This is a genomic window from Curtobacterium sp. TXMA1, from assembly GCF_020162095.1.
In the GTDB taxonomy this organism is placed as follows: domain Bacteria; phylum Actinomycetota; class Actinomycetes; order Actinomycetales; family Microbacteriaceae; genus Curtobacterium.
Genome location: NZ_CP083910.1, coordinates 1,209,486 through 1,230,972, shown reverse-complemented (window position 1 = coordinate 1,230,972; position 21,487 = coordinate 1,209,486). Strand labels below are relative to the sequence as shown.

At 71.6% G+C, this 21,487-nt stretch carries 25 protein-coding genes and 1 rRNA gene; 14 read left to right on the top strand and 12 right to left on the bottom strand.

What is annotated here, in order from left to right; translation table 11 throughout:
* The first annotated feature begins 163 nt into the window (after window positions 1-163).
* Together LCG91_RS05870 and LCG91_RS05865 are read left to right on the top strand one after the other, a co-directional pair.
* Window positions 164-2,275: a 3'-5' exonuclease gene (locus tag LCG91_RS05870; protein ID WP_224442804.1), complete on the top strand. Its 2,112-nt coding sequence runs from the start codon at window positions 164-166 to the stop codon at window positions 2,273-2,275.
* A 23-nt stretch (window positions 2,276-2,298) separates the two neighbouring features.
* A complete protein-coding gene (locus LCG91_RS05865) occupies window positions 2,299-2,616 on the top strand; it encodes a hypothetical protein (RefSeq protein WP_224442803.1) in 318 nt (105 codons plus the stop codon).
* Between the two features lie 112 nt (window positions 2,617-2,728).
* On the opposite strand, the gene LCG91_RS05860 is transcribed toward LCG91_RS05865, so the two are convergent.
* The gene (locus LCG91_RS05860) at window positions 2,729-3,718 is read right to left on the bottom strand and encodes an AraC family transcriptional regulator (protein WP_224442802.1); all 990 of its coding nucleotides are present in this window, start codon (window positions 3,716-3,718) and stop codon (window positions 2,729-2,731) included.
* A 122-nt stretch (window positions 3,719-3,840) separates the two neighbouring features.
* Between LCG91_RS05860 and LCG91_RS05855 the strand changes: the two genes are divergently transcribed.
* Window positions 3,841-4,614 (top strand): SDR family NAD(P)-dependent oxidoreductase, encoded by a 774-nt coding sequence (locus tag LCG91_RS05855; RefSeq protein ID WP_224442801.1) that lies wholly within the window; start codon window positions 3,841-3,843, stop codon window positions 4,612-4,614.
* Between the two features lie 106 nt (window positions 4,615-4,720).
* Here the strand turns inward: LCG91_RS05855 and LCG91_RS05850 are convergent, their stop codons facing one another.
* Window positions 4,721-5,230, bottom strand: coding sequence for a hypothetical protein (locus LCG91_RS05850; protein WP_224442800.1), 510 nt, complete (start codon window positions 5,228-5,230; stop codon window positions 4,721-4,723).
* Window positions 5,230-5,565: a hypothetical protein gene (locus LCG91_RS05845; RefSeq protein ID WP_224442799.1), complete on the bottom strand. Its 336-nt coding sequence runs from the start codon at window positions 5,563-5,565 to the stop codon at window positions 5,230-5,232. The genes LCG91_RS05850 and LCG91_RS05845 overlap by 1 nt, the downstream gene beginning before the upstream one ends.
* A gap of 382 nt (window positions 5,566-5,947) precedes the next feature.
* Between LCG91_RS05845 and LCG91_RS05840 the strand changes: the two genes are divergently transcribed.
* Window positions 5,948-6,205 (top strand): hypothetical protein, encoded by a 258-nt coding sequence (locus LCG91_RS05840; protein WP_224442798.1) that lies wholly within the window; start codon window positions 5,948-5,950, stop codon window positions 6,203-6,205.
* A 40-nt stretch (window positions 6,206-6,245) separates the two neighbouring features.
* Here the strand turns inward: LCG91_RS05840 and LCG91_RS05835 are convergent, their stop codons facing one another.
* Window positions 6,246-6,461 (bottom strand): DUF1653 domain-containing protein, encoded by a 216-nt coding sequence (locus LCG91_RS05835; protein WP_224442797.1) that lies wholly within the window; start codon window positions 6,459-6,461, stop codon window positions 6,246-6,248.
* Between the two features lie 219 nt (window positions 6,462-6,680).
* Here LCG91_RS05835 and LCG91_RS05830 point away from each other — a divergent pair, with 219 nt between their 5' ends.
* From LCG91_RS05830 to LCG91_RS05810, 5 genes are all read left to right on the top strand, one after another.
* Window positions 6,681-7,433 (top strand): hypothetical protein, encoded by a 753-nt coding sequence (locus LCG91_RS05830; RefSeq protein WP_224442796.1) that lies wholly within the window; start codon window positions 6,681-6,683, stop codon window positions 7,431-7,433.
* Between the two features lie 50 nt (window positions 7,434-7,483).
* Window positions 7,484-8,005 carry a hypothetical protein gene (locus LCG91_RS05825; protein ID WP_224442795.1) on the top strand — a complete coding sequence of 174 codons (522 nt, stop codon included), beginning with the start codon at window positions 7,484-7,486 and terminating at the stop codon, window positions 8,003-8,005.
* 103 nt (window positions 8,006-8,108) lie between these two features.
* Window positions 8,109-8,558, top strand: coding sequence for a DNA mismatch endonuclease Vsr (gene vsr, locus LCG91_RS05820; protein ID WP_224442794.1), 450 nt, complete (start codon window positions 8,109-8,111; stop codon window positions 8,556-8,558).
* A 126-nt stretch (window positions 8,559-8,684) separates the two neighbouring features.
* Window positions 8,685-9,122: a TlpA family protein disulfide reductase gene (locus tag LCG91_RS05815; protein ID WP_224442793.1), complete on the top strand. Its 438-nt coding sequence runs from the start codon at window positions 8,685-8,687 to the stop codon at window positions 9,120-9,122.
* Window positions 9,119-9,598 carry a DUF4395 domain-containing protein gene (locus LCG91_RS05810; protein WP_224442792.1) on the top strand — a complete coding sequence of 160 codons (480 nt, stop codon included), beginning with the start codon at window positions 9,119-9,121 and terminating at the stop codon, window positions 9,596-9,598. The genes LCG91_RS05815 and LCG91_RS05810 overlap by 4 nt, the downstream gene beginning before the upstream one ends.
* Before the next feature lie 99 nt (window positions 9,599-9,697).
* Here LCG91_RS05810 and LCG91_RS05805 read toward each other — a convergent pair whose 3' ends face one another.
* The 5 genes from LCG91_RS05805 to LCG91_RS05785 form a co-directional block, all read right to left on the bottom strand.
* The gene (locus LCG91_RS05805; RefSeq protein ID WP_224442791.1) at window positions 9,698-10,630 is read right to left on the bottom strand and encodes an NADP-dependent oxidoreductase; all 933 of its coding nucleotides are present in this window, start codon (window positions 10,628-10,630) and stop codon (window positions 9,698-9,700) included.
* Between the two features lie 75 nt (window positions 10,631-10,705).
* A complete protein-coding gene (locus LCG91_RS05800) occupies window positions 10,706-11,128 on the bottom strand; it encodes a hypothetical protein (protein ID WP_224442790.1) in 423 nt (140 codons plus the stop codon).
* Window positions 11,129-11,131: 3 nt separating this feature from the next.
* Complete coding sequence (locus LCG91_RS05795; RefSeq protein ID WP_224442789.1) at window positions 11,132-12,028, bottom strand: hypothetical protein; 897 nt, start codon at window positions 12,026-12,028, stop codon at window positions 11,132-11,134.
* A 28-nt stretch (window positions 12,029-12,056) separates the two neighbouring features.
* Window positions 12,057-12,350 carry a hypothetical protein gene (locus LCG91_RS05790; RefSeq protein WP_224442788.1) on the bottom strand — a complete coding sequence of 98 codons (294 nt, stop codon included), beginning with the start codon at window positions 12,348-12,350 and terminating at the stop codon, window positions 12,057-12,059.
* Between the two features lie 4 nt (window positions 12,351-12,354).
* A complete protein-coding gene (locus LCG91_RS05785) occupies window positions 12,355-13,209 on the bottom strand; it encodes a hypothetical protein (RefSeq protein WP_224442787.1) in 855 nt (284 codons plus the stop codon).
* Window positions 13,210-13,376: 167 nt separating this feature from the next.
* Here LCG91_RS05785 and LCG91_RS05780 point away from each other — a divergent pair, with 167 nt between their 5' ends.
* The 5 genes from LCG91_RS05780 (at window position 13,377) to LCG91_RS05760 (ending at window position 19,613) form a co-directional block, all read left to right on the top strand.
* A complete protein-coding gene (locus LCG91_RS05780; RefSeq protein ID WP_224442786.1) occupies window positions 13,377-15,839 on the top strand; it encodes an ATP-binding cassette domain-containing protein in 2,463 nt (820 codons plus the stop codon).
* Window positions 15,840-15,992: 153 nt separating this feature from the next.
* Entirely contained in the window at window positions 15,993-16,838 is an 846-nt protein-coding gene (locus LCG91_RS05775) for an ABC transporter ATP-binding protein (protein WP_224442785.1), read from the top strand.
* The gene (locus tag LCG91_RS05770; RefSeq protein WP_224442784.1) at window positions 16,835-17,650 is read left to right on the top strand and encodes an ABC transporter permease; all 816 of its coding nucleotides are present in this window, start codon (window positions 16,835-16,837) and stop codon (window positions 17,648-17,650) included. Before LCG91_RS05775 ends, LCG91_RS05770 begins: the two co-directional genes overlap by 4 nt.
* Before the next feature lie 53 nt (window positions 17,651-17,703).
* Window positions 17,704-18,990 carry a sensor histidine kinase gene (locus LCG91_RS05765; protein WP_224442783.1) on the top strand — a complete coding sequence of 429 codons (1,287 nt, stop codon included), beginning with the start codon at window positions 17,704-17,706 and terminating at the stop codon, window positions 18,988-18,990.
* Complete coding sequence (locus LCG91_RS05760; protein ID WP_224442782.1) at window positions 18,987-19,613, top strand: response regulator transcription factor; 627 nt, start codon at window positions 18,987-18,989, stop codon at window positions 19,611-19,613. The genes LCG91_RS05765 and LCG91_RS05760 overlap by 4 nt, the downstream gene beginning before the upstream one ends.
* Window positions 19,614-19,679: 66 nt before the next feature.
* Here the strand turns inward: LCG91_RS05760 and LCG91_RS05755 are convergent, their stop codons facing one another.
* The 3 genes from LCG91_RS05755 to rrf form a co-directional block, all read right to left on the bottom strand.
* The gene (locus LCG91_RS05755; protein WP_224442781.1) at window positions 19,680-20,870 is read right to left on the bottom strand and encodes a hypothetical protein; all 1,191 of its coding nucleotides are present in this window, start codon (window positions 20,868-20,870) and stop codon (window positions 19,680-19,682) included.
* Entirely contained in the window at window positions 20,867-21,175 is a 309-nt protein-coding gene (locus tag LCG91_RS05750) for a hypothetical protein (protein WP_224442780.1), read from the bottom strand. The genes LCG91_RS05755 and LCG91_RS05750 overlap by 4 nt, the downstream gene beginning before the upstream one ends.
* A 133-nt stretch (window positions 21,176-21,308) precedes the next feature.
* Window positions 21,309-21,425: ribosomal RNA gene (gene rrf, locus LCG91_RS05745) — 5S ribosomal RNA — on the bottom strand.
* Window positions 21,426-21,487 lie beyond the last annotated feature (62 nt).

Here is a 21,487-nt window from a genome sequence, read left to right as displayed (position 1 = left end):
TGTCAAGAACGGCGTCTCCGTGGAGCCCCGGGGCGCAACGCGCTGCACCCCGAACGGGTACTGACCCCACATGCCCCTCATCCACGAGGATGGTTCAGCACCGTGCGCCCAGGGGACGACGCACGCTGCGACGCGAAGGATCCCCGGGGAACGCACCATGACGATGGCCGGGGAATCCGCAGGCCTCGAGGCCCGCCGCCAACGCGGCCTCGCCGACGCACACCGACGACAGGCCGACGACGCCGAACGACGAGCCGAGCGCTTCGAGATCGCCGAACGTACCGAGAGCGAGACGGCCCGGATCCTCGCCCCACTCGCCGGCATCGGCTATCACCTGCTCGCCGACCGACGGTGGCCCGGCAGCCGCACGGCACAGGTCGACATGGTCGTCGTCGGCCGCGGCGGTGTCTTCATCGTCGACACGAAGGCGTGGCGCGAGGTCGCGGTCCACGGCGACCGGATCACCCGCGGTCAGGAGGACGTCACCGACGACATAGCCCGGCTCGCGGACCTCGCCTACTCGACGGAGGCTGCCCTCGCTGACACGGGCCTCGCACCGAACGAGGTGCACGCGATCGCCGCCCTCGCCGGGCAGAAGCGGATGCACGCCCGGGTCGCGTCGGTCGACGTCCTCGGCGTGCACGACGTCATCGGGCACATCACCAAACGTGGTGCGCGGCTGTCAGCCTCGCGCGTCGACGACGTGCTCGCGGCGCTGCTGCAGCACTTCCCCGTGATCGGCGAGCAGCCGGACACCCCTCCGCAGGTCGTCGTACCGGCGCCGGTCCTCGCGCGCAGCACCCCACCAGTCATCCGAGGAGACGACCGAACCGACGACGACCACACCGACGAAGCGCACGACGACGAGCTCGCTGACAAGCTGCTCGACGGCGTCCTCGAGGCCCCCATCGAGGAGTGGATGGCGTTCCTCGACCCGGCGCAGGCGAAGCTCGTCCGCCGCAGCTTCAACGGTCCCGCTCGTATACGCGGTGCCGCCGGCACCGGCAAGACCGTTGTCGGCCTGCACCGCGCCGCCTACCTCGCGCGCGCCACCGGCAGTCGCGTCCTGTTCACGACGTACATCGCGACCCTCCCTGCCGTCCTCGAATCGCTCCTCGCGCGCCTCGCGCCCGACATGGTCGGCCGCGTCGACTTCATGGGCGTCCACGCGTTTTCGAAGCGCCTGTTGGACGAGCGTGGAATCGCATACCGCGTCCCCGGACGGGAGGCGCGACTCGCGTTCGACGACGCATGGAACGCGATCCATGCCTCCAGTCCGTTGCGCTCGGCGCGTTTCACGCGCCGGTACTGGGAGGACGAGGTCAAGCACGTCATCAAGGGACGCGGCCTGACGCGGTTCGAGGAGTACGCCGACCTGTCGCGTGTCGGACGTAAGCACGCGCTCCCGCTGGAAACACGGCAGGCGGCGTGGGACTTGTACGAGGCGTACGCGACAGGCCTGCGGAAGCGGGGCGGGACGGACTGGGAGGACGTCGTCCTCCTGGCGCGCGACGCCCTCCGTGATCGCCCGCTCGAACGGTACGGCGCGGTGATCGTCGACGAGGCCCAGGATCTGTCGTGCGCCATGGTGTCGATGCTGCACACGCTGGTCGGCGATCGGCAGGACGGCCTCACCTTGATCGGCGACGGGCAGCAGACGATCTACCCGGGCGGGTACACCCTCGGCGAACTCGGGATCAGCCTGGCCGGACGCGGTGTCGTGCTCGACGTCAACCACCGGAACACCGCCGAGGTCCTCGAGTTCGCGAAGCAGATGGTCGCCGATGACCAGTTCGTCGACATCGAGGGGGTCGACGGCGTGGGCGACGCGGTCTCTGCGGTGACCCGATCCGGGAGCGTGCCGACGGTACATCGGGCGACGAGCACCGGCGATCACGACGCGGCGATGGTCGCGCGAATCCGGCGTGTCCTGCACCTCGTCGGGACCGAGCACGGCGACGTCGGCGTGCTCACCTCGACGAACCAGCAGGCGGACGAGGTCTCAGCGGCGCTGCGCGCGGCAGGCATCCCGGTCGTGTCGTTGCAACGCTACGACGGCCGGACCCCGAAGGCAGTGAAGGTCGGGACGATCAAGCGCGCGAAGGGGCTCGAGTTCAAGCAGGTGCTGCTCGCTCACGTGCGTGGACGGCTCCTCGCCGAACAGACGGGCCAGCCGTCGGAGGCCGACCGGGAGCGGCGGGAGCTCGACCGCCGGGAGCTGTACGTCGGCATGACCCGGGCCCGTGACGGGCTGTGGGTCGGCGTCCATCGGTGACGGCACGCCGCTACGCTCTCCCCATGCCCGAGCGCATCATGTACGTCCAACTGAAGACCGGCCACGCCCTCGACGCCGGCCCCGCCTGGATCAGCCGCGTGCGCTTCACGAAGACTTGGAGGACCGCGTACTTCCACGGACCCACGCTTGCCCGCGAGCAGTCGTGGGACGCCAACTTCCGCGATGTCGACACCGACGAGTGGTTCTGGCTCTCCGGCCCGAAGCGTGACCGCAGCGACGCTCGGTACGGCCACGGCGCCCCCACCATCGACGATGATGCCCGCGCCGACTACGAGGCGTTCCTCGACGGCGCCCCGCTCCCCGGCCGCGAACACGGCTGACCTTCCCGCACACGCGCGGTCGCGGTGCGACGGGGTTCACCGGACCACCCACCGGGCGCGAGCCACCCACCACCCCGCCCCGCGCCTCCAGTCCGCCCCGCCCCCACCGCGACTACACCGCCGTCGCCAACGCGAGCTGCGCCCGCACCACCACCGCATCCGCCGCCGGCGGCCTCCCGTACGCCTCCCGGTAGTCCCGCGAGAAGTGCGACGCACTCCGGAACCCCACCGCAGCCGCAGCCTGCGCCGCCGTGTCCCCGTGCACGACCATCCGCCGCCGGGCCTCCCCCAGCCGCGTCCGCTTGAGGTACTGCGCCGGTGTCATCCCCGTCGCCTCCTTGAACCGCGCGAACAACGTCGACTCGCTCACCCGCAGCTCCCGCGCGAGCCGCTCCATCGACCACGCCTCAGACATCCGCCCGGTCAGCAGCGCCGTGGCTCCGGCGACCACCGAGACTCCGGTTCCGTCCAGCGCCGCCGTGATCCGCGGTGCCTGCTCCGTCTGGAGCAACCGCAGCACCACCTCCCGCGACACGAGCGGGAAGAGCACGGGGATGTCCTCCGGAGCGTCGAGCAGCCCGACCAGCCGGGCGAACGCGTCTGCGAGAGGCCCGGTCCAGCTCCCCAATCGAGGCAACGGCGACACCGCATCCGCACGCGACGAAGCCGAAGCAGCAGCACCCGTAGCGACCGCAGCACCGGCCGGCACCGTCATCGACGCCACGACCTCCCCGACCACTGCCGGGTCGAGCCGCCACACCACGGCGACGAAGCCGTCCTCGCCCGCGGCGTCCACCACCCCGGCGACGACCGGCAGGTCCACGGGAGTGATGATGAATCGCTCCCGCCCCCACACCTGGTCGTCGTCCCCCACGATCGATCGCTTCCGCCCACGCAGCACGACCGACATCGACGGCTCGTACCGCCGGTCGAACAACCCGGTCGGCTCGTGCACCTTCGACACGGTCAGCCCGAGCGTCTCCGCGTGGTGCGCCGACCCGACACGGGCGACGGCGTCCTGGCGGTCCCGCCCGGGGACCGCTGCGTGCGCGGACGCCGTGGCCGCCGCACGGTCGAGGTGCTGCGCGATCCGCTCGTCCACGCCGCCACGCTACCTACGCGCCAGCAACCCCGACAGCGCTCGGCCATTCCGCTGCGGGATCCGGCAAGCTCCTCGCGGATCCGGGCAAGCCGCAGCGACCGGGAGCGCCGGACCATCGACCCATGACCACGACACCCACCGCTCAGACCGAACCCCGAACCGCCCTCGTCACCGGTGCCTCGAGCGGCATCGGCGAGGCCATCGCACGCGAGCTCGCCGCCGCCGGACTCGTCGTCGCCGTGCACGGCCGCGACGAGCAGCGCACCCGCGCCGTCGCCGAGGACATCGAACGCCAGGGCGGCCGCGCCGTCGCCCTCACCGCCGACCTGTCGCAGGGCCCCGACGTCGTCCGCGCCCTCGCCACCGAGGCCCGCGCTCGGCTCGGCGGCCACGTCGACGTCCTCGTGAACAACGCCGGCGTCTACCCGGGAGGCCCGACCGAGTCCCTCGACGACGACACCGTCGACGCCCTGCTCGCCACGAACATCCGCGCACCCCACGTCCTCGTCGCCGCCCTCGCTCCCTGCATGGCCGAGCGCGGCAGTGGCCACATCGTCAACATCGGCTCGTGGATGGCCCGCGTCGGCGTCCCCTTCATGGCGCTCTACCCCGCCACGAAGGCCGCTGTCGAGCAGCTCACCCGCGCCTGGGCCGCCGAGTACGGGCACCGCGGCATCCGCGTCGTCACCGTCGCCCCGGGAGCGACGGCCACCCCGGGCAACGCCGACTCGGCCGACGTCCTCGCCGCGATGACGAAGGGCACCCCCGCGGGCGTCCCGGTGCAGCCGGTCGAAATCGCCCGCGCCGTCCGTTGGGTCGTCTCCGACCAGGCCGCGTTCGTCACCGGCGGCACCATCGACGTCGACGGCGGCATCGCCTCCACGCGGCTGGGCTGACGCAATCGGGGCTGACGGAGCCGACGCGCGGAAGGAACGGAACCACGTGACGGACGGGAGGCGCGGTGCCGGCTGGCACCGCGCCTCCCGTCCGTCACCGCTCAGGTCACCGCGCGATCGCCGCCGTCGGTCTCGAGGGTACGAGCCACGGCTCGGTCCGGATGAGTTGCTCCCACCCAGCGCCGAGCACGGCATCGATCTCCTCGATCGGCACGGGGAACAGCGTGCCGACGAACGCTTCCCATCGCTGTCCGTCGAGCTCACCGAAGCGCACCTCGTAGGGCTGCCACTCGTCCGGCACGAGTTCGAGGAGGTCCATTGCATCGTCACGCCGATCCGGCACGATCGACTTCGACGGCACGGCGTTCCCGGCCGTCCGTGAGAGCCGTACGACCCGTCCGATCGGTCCCCAGTCGGGAACAGGGTTCGTGAGCTCGATCTCAGCGGAGACCCTGCCGCTCTGGATGCCGTCGAGAACTGCCGTCTCGGCGTCGACAGCTGCAAACCACGTCTGCGCAGGAGCATCTGCGGCCCGGCGCTCGACGCCACCGGTCGGCTCAGCAACGAGGACGCCCTCGCGCCGGACGACGAACACCTCTCCCTCGTACCGGCTCATCACACCCATTGTTGCCGGTAGGTGTACAGCCACCAACGCCCGCACGGCTTGCGGCAGGAGATCGCCTGCACATCTGGGTAGTGCTGGAGGATCGCCCTGCCCCGGGCAAGGCAGGTCGCCTGCGAGGAGTAGTTCGTTCCGTCCCACCGCTGCCAGACGTACGACCACCGCCTCGGGGCAAAATCGGATGGGTCGTCATGCGCCGAGCTCGCTGGCGTTGCTTGCGCCGACGAGACAGGGCCCGCGACGATCCCGGCGACGGCGATGCCGGAAGCCAGTGTGGCCGCGACGAGGGATCGGAAGGTACAGGAGATCAGCCGTTTGATCATCGTCATGGTTCAATCCTGGAGAACCGAGCAACTGAAGTATCAAGCAGGGGTAACAAGCCTGTGAAGGACAGTTCATGACGAGTGCAAGCAAATTTGAGAAGCCACTCCTGACCACGGCGGAGGTGAGAACGCAATGAACGCTCTGCAGAGATACGGGTCGACGGCACTCGTCGTCTCAGCGGTGCTCCTCGCGGGCGGTTGCGCGCGCCAGTCAGCGTCGCCCCAGGCTGCACCGACGTCCACTCGATCGGAATCGCGCCCGACTCCGGCGCACGTCCGCAGCGAGAGCCTTGCTATCGTCGAGCAGCTCCGCGCACTGGACGAAGCGGCCCTGCCGGAGCTACGGCAGCCGACGGCGACCGAGTGCGGACCACGCTCCGACGAAGGAGTGCAGTTCAGCTGGTCGGTCGAGGGCGCGTCACCCTCCGACCCGCAGGACTACATCGACCGCGCCGAGGTCGTGCTCAAGGAGGACGGCTACTCCACCCACAAGACCACGACCTCGCTCAACGACGGCCGGCCGCTCCACTACCTCGGCGCCGACGGGGACGGACGCCCGAAGATCGGGCTGGGCTCGAGCGCCCTGAACACCGTCCTCCAACTCTCTTCGGACTGCGCCGAGGGCAACGCCAGCGACTTCGGGTGAGTGCCGCGCTGACGCACTCGTCCTGACGGTCGTCCGGCGCTCAGTCGAGGCGGACGAACCGCGGCCCCTCGTACCCGTCCCGCGACACGTGCGCGGTGAAGTCCGCGAGCGAACGCACCCAGTGACCCCGCTCGCCGTAGAGCGCCTGGTACACGACGACCGGTTCCTCGGTTTCGACGTCCTTCGCCACGAGGGCCACCTCGTACTCGCCGCCCTTGAAGTGCCGGTACCGCCCAGGGGTCACGTCGCTGCTCACCCGCACGATCGTAGGGCTCCTTCCCATCGCCATGAGCCATGACCACCCGTCGGACGGGAGGCACACAGCAGCCCGCCACCGCGCCTCCCGTCCGCCACCGTGTCGCGTCCCACCCGGCGGACCAGCACCGCGAGTCCTGCTTGACTGGACACACCAGGGGGAACGACGTCGGCGCGGCGCGCCGGCGCGCGACAGCTCGACAGCACGAGGGGGAACGACATGACCACGTTCAGCACACGGGAGCGGGACCGACGCGGCGGGCGCATCGTGCTCGCCGTCATCGCGCTCATCGCTGCGGCGGTCTCGGCCTGGCTGCACTTCCACACCGGCGCGATCCGCCCGTCGGTGTTCTGGGTGCCGACGTTGGTCGGGCTGGCGTACGGCACCGTGGTGTGGCCGATCGGGATGCGGCACGGCTCCGGGTGGTGGCCGAACCTCGTGTGGGTCGGGTTCCTCGGCGTCTTCTTCCTCCTGATCGCGACGAAGACCTTCTCGGCACCCGCCTGGTTCCTCGCGGTCATCGTCGGCGCGCTGCTCGCCGAGGCGGTCTTCCCCGCGAAGCGCGCTCCGGCGTCCTCGGTCGCGAAGCTGCCGCTCGACCAGGTCCGCCCCTGGTCAGGATCCGGCGTCACCGCGGCGGTCACGGAGCGCCCGTTCGGACGACCGAACGCGAAGCCCGCCGTCCTCGTGACCACGCAGGACGGCCGAACGGTGTTCCTCGTGATGGACCTCGCGGCGTTCTTCGACGGTGAGACCGGCATCGCGGAGTCCACGAACGGGGAACAGCTGACGTTCCTCACGCGCAAGGGCATCGCGTCGCGGTCGTCCGTGCTCGACGACGCGACACCGGGGTTGAAGGACGGCACGCTGTTCCTCTTCACCGGCCAGCGGGACGCTCGACCGTCCGCGGTCTTCAGCGACGAGGACGCGATCGCTTTCGAGCAGTGGGTCCGGACGATCCCCGAGGACTGAGCGGTCGAGCGACGAGCACGTTCGGTACGGTGGCCCGCGGAGGGGGAACGATGAGCGACAGCATCAACACGTGGGGTGGCACCGAGGCGAAGGCGGACGGGGAGCCGCTGTTCGTCGTCCAGCGGCCGAGGTTCCCGCAGCAGATCTTCATCGTGCTCGGCGGGGTCGTGGCCGTCTTCGGGCTGCTCGCAACCGTCATCGAGCAGTTGTCCGTCCCGGACGCAGACAGCACCGCGTTCGTGTTGACCGGCCTCCTGGGCGCTTTGTTCCTCCTGATTGGTCTCGCACTGGCAGCTGGACGTGTGACCGTGTTCGACCGGTACTACCTGGTGAAGTCCGGGTTCGGGAAGGCCCGTCGCCGCGAGGTCGACGACATCCACGTGCTCCGGTACAGCACGCAGTCGGCCGGCGGTGGTCCGACCTTCGTCGGCCTGAACGCCTGGAACGACCGCAAGAAGAAGCAGTTCATGGTCTTCACGAACTTCCGGGGGTACGACGAGTTCACCGTGTGGTTGGCGGAGCGGCGGCCCGAGCAGTGGGCAGAGTGCGAGCGGCTCGGGCTGCCCGAGTAAGCAGCGTCCCGGCTCCTCCTGCACATCCCGGCGAGCGGCGTTCCTCCCCCACGTCGTCATCGTCCGCGACCACGATCCCGCCTCGGCACGACAGGCTCGGATCGTGGAGCAGTGGGAAGCCGACGACGCACGCCGCCGACACATGGCGCGGTTCGGCCGACGGGACACCGCACCCGAGCTCGCCGTCCGACGTGAACTCCATCGCCGCGGCCGTCGGTTCTTCGTCGACCGGCAGGTGAGCCGACGCAGCCGGGTCCGCCCCGACCTCGTCTTCCCCCGCGCACGGGTGGCGGTGTTCGTGGACGGCTGCTTCTGGCACCTCTGCGAGGAGCACACCCACCTGCCGAAGGCGAACGCCGAGCTGTGGCGCCGGAAGCTGCTCGCGAACCGCGAACGCGACGCTCGGAACCAGGCCATCCTGACCGCCGAGGGCTGGCGCGTCGTCCGCTCGTGGGAACACGACGACCCCGCGATGGTCGCAGACCAGGTCGAGCACGAACTCGACCGCTGGAGCACCATCGTCACCGGGCACCCGGGGCGGAGGAGATCGTGACAGCGCCGTGTCGGAGACGTCCCGGCCCCAACCCTCAGCGAACATGTCAAAGGCCCGCAGGAGACCCCATCCGTCACACCAGGTCACGGTGTCGCGAGCGTCGCTGGTCAGGCGTACCGTCACCGCATGACCGTCGGAGCAGCGATCGCCGTCCTCGTGGGGGTGCTCGCCCTCGCGACCGTCCTCGGCCTGGTCCTCCGACGCCAGACGGGGCGTGCCCGCAGCACGGCTGCACTCGGAGCCGACGACCTCGCTGCCGCCGAGGACTACGGCACCACAGCGACGCTCGTCCAGTTCTCGACGCCCACCTGCGCACGCTGTCCCGCCACCAGGCGCCAACTCGACGTCCTCGTCGACCAGCACACGGGAGTCCGTCGCATCGAGGTCGACCTCGCCGAACGCCCCGACCTCGCGGAGCGCTTCGATGTCATGCAGACACCGACAGTCCTCCTCCTCGACGCGCAGCGAACCGTCCGGACGCGCTTCGGCGGTCCGCCTCGCCCCTCCGAACTCGCTGCCGCCCTCGACTCCGTCCTGACCGCCGACTCCCCGGAGACACGATGACCACCACGAACGACACCGCGCGCGGGATCGACCCCCGCTCCCCTCGCTTCGGCGCCGCGATCACGACGGTGCTCCTCGCCGCGACGATCATCCTCACCCTCGTCCCCGCGACGTGGTCCGTCGGCATCGTCCTGCTCGCCGTGATCGTCGTGCTCTTCGCGATCGGTGGCATCGCCGGGATCCGCCGCCACCCCTACGGTGCGATCTTCCGCCGCTTCGTCCGCCCGCGGCTCGGCCCGCCCACCGAACTCGAGGCGCCGGAACCCCCGACCTTCGCGCAGCGGGTCGGCCTGGTCATCACGGCGCTCGCCCTCGTGCTGGCACTGGTCGGCGTCCCCTACGCCGCACCGGTCGGTGCCGCGATCGCGCTCGTCGCTGCGTTCCTCAACGCCGTCTTCGACGTCTGCATCGGGTGCCTGATGTACGTGTGGCTCGTCAGGGTGGGCCTGTTCCGTGCGGGGCGACCAGCGGCCTGACGGCCGTGTGACGGACGGGAGGCGCGGTACCAGCCGGTACCGCGCCTCCCGTCCGTACTGAGCGTGTTCGCGACGTGTGGTCGCGACCGCGACCCGCCCTCACCAGGTGAGCACGAACCGCCCGCGTGTCCCACCGGCGGCCAGCCGCTCGTGCGCCTCCGCGGCGCGCGATGCGGGCAGCACCTCCGCCACCCGCGGCGTGAGGACCCCGTCCTCCACCGCCTGCCGCAGCTCCTCGAGCAGGTCGAACGACGTGTACTCCGAGAACACCATGATCCGCTCGAACCGGATGCCGCGAGCGCCGTTGCCCTCCCAACCCCGGACGTCCGCGAAGAACCCACCATCCCGCACCGCGTCGACGACCTCGTCACGCTGCACCGCGGCGTCGGCGAGCGCGTCGACCCCGTCGTGCACGATGCCCCGGACGGCTGCCGCGAACCCGTCACCGCGGCGCACCATGTGGTCCGGCCCGAGGGAACGCACGAGGTCCTCGTCCTTCGGCGCGGCGTCGGCGATGACCGTGATCCCCCGCTGCTTCGCGAGCTGCACGACGTAGTTCCCGAGCAGTCCGGCCGCTCCGGTGACGGCGAGCGTGTCGCCCTCGGAGAGCCCCGCGCGTGCGAGGATCTGCAGCGCGGTCAGCCCGTTCATCGGGACGGTCGCGGCCTCCTCGATCGACAGGCCCGCCGGGATCCGGGTGAAAGACCCGAGCGGTGCGACGAGGTGCTCGACGTAAGCGCCACCGTGCTCGGACAGCGGCAGGGCCATCGCCATGACCTGGTCGCCGACCTGCCAGTCCGTCACGTCGGGTCCGACCTCGTCGATCACCCCGGCGGCGTCCATCCCGGGAACGTACGGCGGCGAGGCCTCGGACGAGTCCCGCTGGCCCTCGCGGACCCCGGTGTCGGTGGGGTTCACGGCGAACGCCTGCACCTTGATGCGGACGGTGCCGGGGCCGGCGTGCGGCTCCGGGACCTCGTGGACGGCGAGGGCTTCGGGCCCTCCGAACGTTTCGACTCCGACGACCTTCATGCTCTCCGGTCTACGCGCCCCGGAGCGTGCGGACTCAGCGGACGTTGCAGGAGCGAACACACACGAAAGCGACCGCTACGACACGACATCGGCGAACTGGAGGACGAGCATCGGCAGGAGCGTGCAGACGCCCAGCAGCATGACGACCGCGCACACGGCCGGCACCGCATCGCCGGTCGGCCGGCCGAGCCGCTCTCCGCGCCGGACGCGCAGCAACCCCAGGGCGGGTACTCCGATGCCCATGAGCACGGCGATCACGCCCAGGAGGATCCTGCCGCCGTCGGGCCACTGGCTCGACGAGGGGCCCGACGTGGACAGGATCGACGCCAGTGCCAGCGACCACCCGATCAGGAGCGAGACGATGCTGCCCGCGATCCACCCGGTGCTCGCGAGGTCCTCGCCACCAGGCTGCGCCTCGCCCGGCTGCGCCTCGCTACCCGACTGGCCGACGTCCCCCGGCTGACCCTCACCCCTGGTCCCGCTGTCGTCCGTCGTCATGGTTCACTCCCCGCTGACAGCGTCCGGATCGACAGCACCCGGGTCGACGAGGCAGCCGCTCTCCATCAGCAGGTCCTCGGCGCGCTGCCCGACCGTCGCCCGACCGTGCCAGTCGTCCGGCACGTACAGGTGCCCACCGCCGCCGTCGAACCGCTGGTACAGCTCGTAGCCCTCGTCCTGCAGCAGGCGCAGCGCAGGCTCGCTCATCCGGGCACCCTCAGCGTCGGACACGGTCGCTGACGGCGAGGGGGTCGGCGCCCCGGTCGACGAACTGGCAGACCCGGTCGCAGCGGTCGCGGGAGCCGACGGCTTCCCGTCGCCGTACCACCAGGAGTAGCGGACCATCGTGCCCGCATCGTGGTTGTCCAACCGGCAGGTGTCCGTCACGACCTCGGCCGGCGGCGCCGAACTGTCCCGCCCCATCGCCGCGACGACCCGGTCACCGAGCGATCGCAGCTCCTCCTCCGCCTCCGCTACGGTCCGCGCCGTCTCCCCGTCCGTCGGCGGCTGCGCACGCTCGGCAGCGTCGGACGCCATGTGCGCCCCCTGGAAGAACGGCAGCGGCAGCAGCGTGACCCCGCCCAGGGCCGCGAGGAGCAGGCACACCGTGGGACCGACGATGCGCACCGAACGGCCGTCACGCCGCTCCCGGCGCAGGCTCACGAACCCCCAGATCGGAACGCCGAACCCGAGCGCCGCTGCGATCAGGTAGGCGAGGATCATCCCGCCGTCCGACCACCGGCCCGACCACCGGCCAGCCGTCGACAGGATGGAGGCCAGTGCCAACCACCAGCCGACGAACAGCGCGATCATGCTGCCCACGATCCATCCGCCGGCGCTCGCGCGGCCCTCGCCGTTCGGAGCGCCGCTGCCCCTGGTCCCGTCATCGTCCGTCGTCACGCTTCCCCCTCGTCCACAGCCCGACCCCTCAGTTCCACGTCCGCAGCGCCACGACCACCGCGACCGGCAGCGACACGGCGAGCACGATCCCCACGACGACCGCCAGCGTGCGTGCCACCCGGATCCCCTGCTGTCCGACCCAGATCAACAGCAGGATCGCCGTCAAGTAGAGCGGCGGCACGAACAGCAGCGGCACGAAGCCGAGACCGGTCCACTCCACGAGCGCTCCCGCGAGCAGCTCGTACACGGTGCAGGCCGCGGCAATGACGAGCGCGACCCAGACGCCGACGGGTGCCCGGCGCTCCTGCGGAACGACCGTCACATCCTCACTCATCCTCGTCGACCCCGTCGCCGGGCCCTCCGACCAGGCAGGTCGTCTCGAGCGACACGTCGCCCGAGACCTTCGTCACGCCCGCGTACGCTTCGTGCAGCCATCCGTCGCCGTACCCACGGACGTCCCACCCGAGTGGGTCGGCGTCGCGGAGGCCGGCATCGCGGAAGACCTCGCGCACCGGGGCGATGCGCTGTTCGAGCTCCGCCGCCGGCAGTTCGTCGGCCGCCCGCTCCGCGTCGGACCGCGGCTCGCCCTCCGGCACCGAGGACGCGGACCACTCCCACGTGTGCCGCGTGCCCTGCGCCAGGTTCGACAGCGAGCAAGCTCGGGTGTAGCGCCCGACCTCCCCGGAGCCGAGCTCTGCACCCAGCGCCGTCACCGCGCGTTGCCCCACGTCCGCGAGGTCCTGCTCAGCCTGCGCCTCCGTGCGACTCGTCTCGAGCGCGGTCGGGGGCTGCGCCCGCTGCTCCTCTTCCTCCGCCCAGGCCTGCGCGACTCTGACGGTCGGGTACCCGAGCGACACCGCAGCGAGGACCACGAACACCGCACAGCCCACCGGCCCGACCAGCGTCACCGCCCGGTCCCGTCGACGCTGCACCAGCAGCAGGACCATCCCGGCCAGCGGAACGGCGACACAGACGACCGTGACGACGGCACTGCCGATCGTCTGGTCCGCGAGCGAGTGGGTCGACATCCCGGCACCGTTGTACCCGGCGAGCGCGACGAGCAGCCACGTCACCCACCCGGCGGGCAGCAGCAGCCCGCTCGCCACGATCCACCAGATGCCGTTCCGCCGCCTCGGCGGCGACCACGCGACGTCGTCGACCATCGATCCCCCGTTCCCCACGACCACCGTACCGACCGACCGGCCGGGAGGCACGTGCCCAGCCCGCCCCGCGCCTCCCGTCCGCACGCGCCGGCCGGGAGGCACACTGTCGGCCCGCCCCGCGCCTCCCGTCCGCCTCGCGGTCGCCTCCGGAACACCGGCCGACGCTTCCGCCTACGCTCGAACGGATGCCCGCACCGCACCACGCTGCCGACCAGCCGCCGTCCCACGACGGGTTCATCCGCGTCCGCGGCGCCCGCGAGCACAACCTGCAGGACGTCGACGTCGACATCCCCCGCGACCGCATCGTCGCCTTCACGGGCGTCTCCGGTTCCGGCAAGTCGAGCCTGGCGTTCGGCACGGTGTTCGCCGAGGCACAGCGGCGGTTCCTCGAGTCCGTCGCCCCGTACGCCCGGCGCCTCATCGCGCAGGGCAGTACGCCACACGTTGACGAGATCACGGGCCTGCCGCCGGCCGTCGCCCTGCAGCAGCGCCGAGGAGCCCCGAGCACCCGTTCGACCGTCGGCACGCTGACGACCCTGAGCAACTCGGTCCGCATGCTGTACTCCCGCGCCGGCACCTACCCCGAGGGCGCCGAGCAGCTCTACTCCGACTCGTTCTCGCCGAACACCGTCGCCGGTGCGTGCCCGCGCTGCCACGGCCTCGGCACGGCACACGAGGTGACCGAGGCCTCGGCGGTGCACGACCCGTCGCTGTCCATCCGCGAGGGCGCGATCACCGCCTGGCCCGGCGCCTGGCAGGGCAAGAACCTGCGCGACGTGACGGCGGTGCTCGGCTACGACATCGACCGGCCGTGGCGGGAGCTCCCGCAGGAGGACCGCGACTGGCTCCTCTTCACCGAGGAGCAGCCGGTCGTCGAGGTCCACCCGAAGCGCGACCGCGTGGCTAAGCCGTACAAGGGCCGGTTCTGGAGCGCTCGGCAGTACACGCTGCACACCCTCGCCGACTCGCAGAGCGAGACCCAGCGGAACAAGGCCCTGCGCTTCGTCGAGTCCGGTCCGTGCCAGCTCTGCCACGGCTCGGGGCTGACCCGGGCCGCCCTTGCGGTGACGTTCGGCGGCCTCTCGATCGCGGAGTTCAACGCCCTGCCGCTGTCCGGTGTCGCCGCGGTCCTGCGCCCGGCAGCCGAGCTGACCGACCCGTCACCCGCACAGAGCCGGGTGACCTCCGGGGAGCGGTCCGAGGTCGCGAAGTCGATCGCCGCGGACCTGCTCGGCCGGGTCGAGGTGCTCGTCGCCCTCGGCCTCGGGTACCTCGGGCTCGACCGCGCGACGCCGACGCTCTCCCCCGGTGAGACGCAGCGCCTCCGGATCGCCACGCAACTCCGGTCGGGGTTGTTCGGCGTGGTCTACGTGCTCGACGAGCCGAGCGCGGGCCTGCACCCGGCCGACGCGGAGCCCCTCGTGCAGGTCCTCGACGACCTCCGCGCGAGCGGCAACAGCGTCTTCGTGGTCGAGCACGACATGGACATCGTCCGACGAGCGGACTGGATCGTGGACGTCGGCCCCGGTGCCGGGTCGGGCGGTGGACGCGTGCTGTACAGCGGCCCGCCCGAAGGACTCGCGGACGTCCCGGAGAGCGTCACCCGTCGGTACCTCCAGCCCCGGACCGAGCCCGTGCAGCACGAGCAGCGCGACCCCGTCGGCGTGCTCGAGCTCCGCGACGTGACGCTGCACAACCTGCGCGGCGCCGGCACCGGCACCGGCAGCGGCGGCACGACCGGCGGCGGACTCGACGTCGACCTGCCCCTCGGGGTGATGACCGCGGTGACGGGCGTCTCCGGCTCCGGCAAGTCCTCGCTCGTCGGCGGTGTCCTGCCGGCGGTCGCGACGCAGCACCCGCTCGTGACCCGCGTGGTCGAGGTCGACCAGAAGCCGATCGGCCGCACGCCCCGGTCGAACCTCGCGACCTACACCGGCATGTTCGACGCCGTCCGCCAGGCCTTCGCTGCGACCGACGACGCCCGGGAGCGCGGCTGGACCGCCGGCAGGTTCTCGTTCAACGTCGAGGGCGGCCGCTGCGAGGTCTGCCAGGGCGAGGGATCGGTCTCCGTCGAGCTCCTGTTCCTGCCGGGCAGCTGGGCGCCGTGCCCGGAGTGCCACGGCGCCCGGTACAACGCCGAAACGCTCGAGGTCCGACGCAACGGTTCGACCATCGCCGACGTGCTCGGCATGACCGTCGACGAGGCATCGGACGCCCTCGCCGACCTGCCCGCCGCCGCCCGCGCGCTGGACGCCCTGCGGAGCGTCGGCCTCGGCTACCTGCGGCTCGGGCAGCCAGCGCCCGAGCTCTCCGGCGGCGAGGCCCAGCGCATCAAGCTCGCGACCGAGCTCCAGCGTGCGAGGACGGGCCACACGCTCTACCTGCTCGATGAGCCGACCACGGGCCTGCACCCGGCGGACGTCGAACTCCTCACCATGCAGCTGCAGCGGCTCACCGACGCGGGCAACACCGTCGTCGTGGTCGAGCACGTGATGTCCGTCGTCGCGCAGGCGGACCACGTCATCGACATGGGCCCGGCAGGCGGTGACGAGGGCGGTCAGGTCGTGGTGTCGGGGACCCCGAGCGAGGTCGCGGCGTCCGCCACGAGCCGGACCGCGCCGTACCTGCGGGCCGCCCTCGGGTCCTGACCGCGCATCGGACGGGAGGCGCGGCACTGGCCCGCCCTGCGCCTCCCGTCCGCCTCGCAGCACGCTGAGCCGCTGCGGCATCCTCCGATCGGAGGATGCACGTCCACCCACTCCTCCGATCCGTCGGCGGCGCCGGCCGACGAGGCTGGAGCCATGACCAGCACACCGGCCGTCACGGTCGAGCACCTCACGAAGCAGTACCCCGACGGCAAGCGTGCCGTCGACGACGTCTCCTTCACGATCGAGCCGGGCGAGACCGTCGCCCTGCTCGGCCCGAACGGCGCGGGCAAGTCCACCACCGTCGAGATCCTCGAGGGGTTCCGCTCCCGCACCGGCGGCGAGGTCCGGGTCCTCGGACACGATCCCGCTCATGCCAGTCGCAGCCACAACGCTCGGGTCGGCATCGTCCTGCAGACCAGCGGCGAGTCCCCGAACGTCACCGTCGCTGAGCAGTTGCGGCACTTCCGCCACCTGTACCCGCGCAGCCGTCCGGTGGACGAACTCCTCGCCGCCACCGGACTCGAGGCCCAGCGCAACACCCGGATCAGTCGACTGTCCGGAGGGCAGCGCCGCCGCGTCGACGTCGCCCTCGGGATCATCGGCCGGCCCGAGGTCCTGTTCCTCGACGAGCCGACCACCGGCTTCGACCCCGAGGCCCGTCGGCAGTTCTGGCAGCTGATCCGCAGTGTCCGCGACGAGGGCACCACGGTCCTGCTCACCACGCACTACCTCGACGAGGCCGCGCACCTCGCAGACCGCGCTGCTGTGCTCGTCGGCGGTCGGTTGCTCGACGTCGCGCCGATCGACGCGATCGGCGGACCGGACGCACGAACACCGATCGTCCGGTGGCAGGACGACACCGGAGCACGGCACGAGCGCCGCACGACCGACCCGACCGCCCTGGTCCGGAGCACCACGACCCCGATGCACGCGCTCGAGGTCGTCCGCCCCTCGCTCGAGGACGTCTACCTCACCATGATCTCGGAGCACGCAGCATGAATCCCGCACTCGGCATCCGCCTCGGCGCCCACCGCATCGCGTACGAGCTCCGGTCGTACTTCCGCGCACCGGACTCGGTGTTCTTCACCTTCCTCTTCCCGATCGTCATGCTCGCGCTGTTCTCCGTGGCGTTCAGCAGCGCCGCCGACATCCAGGCGGGCCCGGGCGTCAGCGTGGACTACGCCACCTACTACCTGCCCGGACTCGTCGCCACTGGCTTCCTGCTCTCCGGCACGCAGGCCCTCGGCGTCGACATCGCCGGGGAGCGCAGCGACGGCACGCTCAAGCGTCTGGGCGGCACGCCGCTGCCGGTCGTGAGCTACTTCGTCGGCAAGATCGGCATGGTCCTCGTGACCTCGATCGTCCAGACCGCGCTGCTCCTCCTCGTCGCGGGCGTAGCCTTCGGCGTCGACCTGCCCACCGACGGCGGTGCATGGGCCCGGTTCGCCGGCCTCATGCTCCTGGGCGTCGCGACCGCGAGCGTCCTCGGCATCGCGATCTCGGCGCTCCCCCGCGAGGGTCGCCGCGCCACCGCCACGATCGTCCCCGTCGTCCTGGTCCTGCAGTTCATCTCCGGTGTGTACCTCCCCTTCACGCAGCTGCCCGACTGGCTGCAGACCGTCGCGAGCGTGTTCCCGCTGCGCTGGATGGCATCGGGGATGCGCTCGGTGTTCCTGCCGGACGCGTTCGCGTCCGCCGAGCCGGGAGGCGCGTGGCATCTCGGACTCGGAGCCCTCGTCCTGGCAGCATGGCTGGTCCTCGGCACCGTCGCGTGCCTCCTGACGTTCCGGTGGAACCGACGGGACTCCTGACCGTGCCTGTGGAGAACGCCCACGGCGCCACTCGTGGATGGGATGCTGAGGGCATGGACGACACTCCGATCACCGCGAGCCGGAACGCCTGGCTGCACGCGTTCTTCGCGGCGACCGTCGTCCTCACCGCCGTCATCGCGACGTTCGGCTGGTCACCGTGGCCGTCCCGCTGGCCCGCGTTCCTGGCGCTCGGGGTCTTCACCGCGGCCTACGCGGCGTACGGGTGGCGCGGCTACGACCGGCAGCGTGCAGCGGCGGCGTTCCTGCCGGTCGCCCTCGCGGTGGCGTTCGTGCTGCCGGCCGTCGCACCGACCACCGCGTTCGTGCAGTGCATCGTCTTCCCGCTCGTCTGGACCCAGGTCGAGCGCACCCGGAACGCCGTGCTGCTCTCCGGCGTCGTCGGGTTGCTCAGCGCCGCGGGCCTCCAGGTGTCCGGCGGGCCCGATGCCCTCACCGACACGGTGCTCATCGAGACCGTCAGCGTCGTCGGCGCCTGCGCGATGGGCATCTGGATGACGCGGGTCGCCACCCTGGCCGAGGAACGCCGACGCCTGCTCGACGAGCTCCGGGCGACGCAAGACTCCCTGGCCGAGGCCCACCGCAGCGCCGGGGTCACGAGCGAACGCGAACGCCTGGCCCGCGAGATCCACGACACCGTCGCGCAGGACCTCGCCGGCATCGTCATGCTCACCGAGCGGGCACGGGTCGATCTCGCTGCTGACCGTGTCGACCGGCTCGACGAGCGCCTCGCCGTGCTCGAGGATTCCGCCCGGACCACGCTCGAGGAATCGCGGGCCCTGGTCGCCGCCGGCGCCGCCGGGGTCGCCAGCGACGGCCTCGGCGCTGCGCTCCACCGGCTCGGTGAGCGCTTCACCCGCGAGACGGGGATCCCCGTCTCGGTGGACGCCCCGGACTGCGCGCTGGATCGCGATGCGCAGGTGGTCCTGCTCCGCGTCGGACAGGAGGCCCTGGCCAACGTCCGCACGCACGCCCGCGCGTCCTCGGTCCGCGTCGCACTGCACGCGGGCGGTCCGCGGGTCGTCCTCCGCATCGAGGACGACGGCATCGGGTTCGACGCCGCGGCTCCGACCGCCGGGCACGGCCTGCGCGGGCTCCACGACCGGCTCGCGCTGGCGGGCGGGACCTGCGCGGTGACGTCGGCACCGGGTGCCGGCACCGTGATCGAGGCGTCCGTGCCCAGCGGACCCGCGCCCGGTGAATTCGTGCCTGATGGAGCCGTGCCCAGCGGAACCGTGCCCGGCGGCGCCTTGCCCGCCGGAGCCGCTCCGAGCCTCCAGGCCGCCCCGGCGCACCCCTCCGTCACCGGAGCGGCACGGTGATCCGGGTCGTGGTGGCGGACGACCACCCGATCGTCCGCGCAGGCATCGTCGCCCTGCTGCAGGACGCTGACGACGTGCAGGTCGTCGGGCAGGCCAGCGATGGCGAGGGCGCCGTCGCAACGGCCCTCGCGGAGCGCCCGGACGTCGTGCTCATGGACCTGCGGATGCCCGGGTGCACCGGGGACGAGGCGACGGCGCGCATCCTCGCCCGCGAGCCCGACATCCGCGTGCTCATCCTCACCACGTACGAGTCCGACGACCAGATCCTCGCCGCGATCGAGGCCGGCGCGTCCGGATACCTGCTCAAGGCCGCTCCGGAGTCCGAGATCCTCGCCGGCCTGCGGGCGACCGCTCGGGGTGAGACGGCCCTCGCCCCCTCGGCGGTCGCGGCGCTCGTCCGCCGGACCACCGCGAAGGCCCCGGTCGGCCCGGCGCTGAGTCCACGTGAGCTCGAGGTGCTGCAGCTCGTCGCGCAGGGGAACTCGAACCCCGCCATCGGCCGCACGCTCTTCGTCAGCGAGACAACGGTGAAGACGCACCTCGGGCACGTGTTCGAGAAGCTCGGCGTGAACGACCGCACCCGTGCCGTGACCCGCGCGATGGAGCTCGGCATCCTGCGCTGAGCCGCGGCGGATGCCTGCGCTGAGGTGCGGCGGACGCCTGCGCTGAGGTGCGGCGGACGCTCGCGCTCAGGGCTGATCGCGTCGCTCGGTCGTCAGGAACCGGACCACGTCCCGCGCGAGCTCCGCTGGCGACGACGGACGCATCGTGAGCCTGCCGCCGCCGACCTCTCGATCGAACACCCCGATGCCCGGCACCACGATCGACAGCACGCCGTACTGACGTCGCTCGCCCCATCCGCGGACCGTCTGCCAGTCACGGACGCGCCACGCTGCCTGCATCCATCGGACGTTGCTCGGGCACGGGCCCTCACGGTCGTCCAGGCCAGCGAGCGGGACCGACACCGGCTCCGCTCCGGCGACCGCCCAGGTCGGGTCGACGTCGAGCCAGGCGAGCAGCTCCCGGACGAGTTGTCCGTCGGGGAGCACGCCCATCGTGCTTCCCCCGTCGCCGTCCTCGACGACGAGGGCGTCACCGTCCCGGAGCCACGCGCGCCACCGCCTCGAGACGACGTCGCGCGTCCGGCACTCGACGACGAGCAGGTCGTCCGGTCCGTGCGCCGGGCGGAGCAGTGCGGCCCCGGCGGCCGTCAGCGCGCCGAATCGTCCCGTGAGTCCCGCCGCGCGCGCAGCGCTGCCCACCTCGGATCGACGCAGCCGTCCGGGGACGATCCCGCGGTCCTCCACCTGCACGAGGTGCTCGAACAACCCGTTCGGGCCGCGCACCGTGAACGGAGCAGCCGCCCGGTCGCGCACCTTCGCTGCGGTGGGGCCGCTCGACGCGCTGACACTGATCCCGACACCGGTGTCGCGGGCGGTCTCCGAGTCCCCCGCTGTTCGCCGAGACGACGGGGACGACCACCGCGACCGCAGTACGCCGTCGACGACCTGCGTCACCGCCGGCCACTCGCGCACCCGACCGCGTGCGGTGATGCGCACCGCCGTGAGGCCGACCTCGGCGTACCGGACGTCCTGGAACGTGTCGCTACTTCCCAGGACGACGAGCCGGTCCGGAACGCCCTCCACGAGCAACGCGTCCGGGTCCTCCGCTGCCACGGCTGCGAACTCGAGCGCAGGATCGGCTCCGAGGGTGTCGACGGCGCGCAGCGTGATGGTCGACCCGGCACGTACGAGCTCGACCGCTCCCGAGCGTGCGACCGCCGTCCAGCCGTCCGGAACCTCGAGCACGAGACCACCGACGATCGCCAGACGATCCCACCGCACGTCCGGCCACGGCAGTTTCGGCTCCCCGTTGCTCACCGTCGTGTCCGATCGCGGTACCAGCGCGGGGTCGCCCATCGCAGCATGCCAAGCGAAAGACAGAGCCCGACGATGCCGGACACGACGAAGGCGGTCATGAAGACGCCGGCCAGCGCCAGGAAGGGTCCGTCGAACTGCGTCATCGCAACACCCAGGGACAGCACCGACAGCCCGAGCCAGCCCACTCCGAAGATCTGCGTCGAGGCGTTCCGTCGGATCCACGATCGCCAGAGCCCGGTGTACGCAAGCGCCCCCGCCACGGCACACACGGCCCCGACGCACATCACGATCACCAGTGCCCCCACAGACCCATTCTCTCCGCCGGCCGCCCGCGACTGCAAACACGCGACGAAGGTCTCAGCACGATGATCTCCGCCTGGAACGCAGGAAACCCCTGACCGGTCACGGTCAGGGGTTTCCTGGTGTTGCTGAAGTTGAGTCCGGCGGCGTCCTACTCTCCCACAAGGTCCCCCTTGCAGTACCATCGGCGCTGAGAGGCTTAGCTTCCGGGTTCGGAATGTGACCGGGCGTTTCCCTCTCGCTATGACCACCGGAACACTGTCGACCCAGATCCTGGATCAAACCATTGTTCCTTCAGAGCATTGCTGAAGTATTCA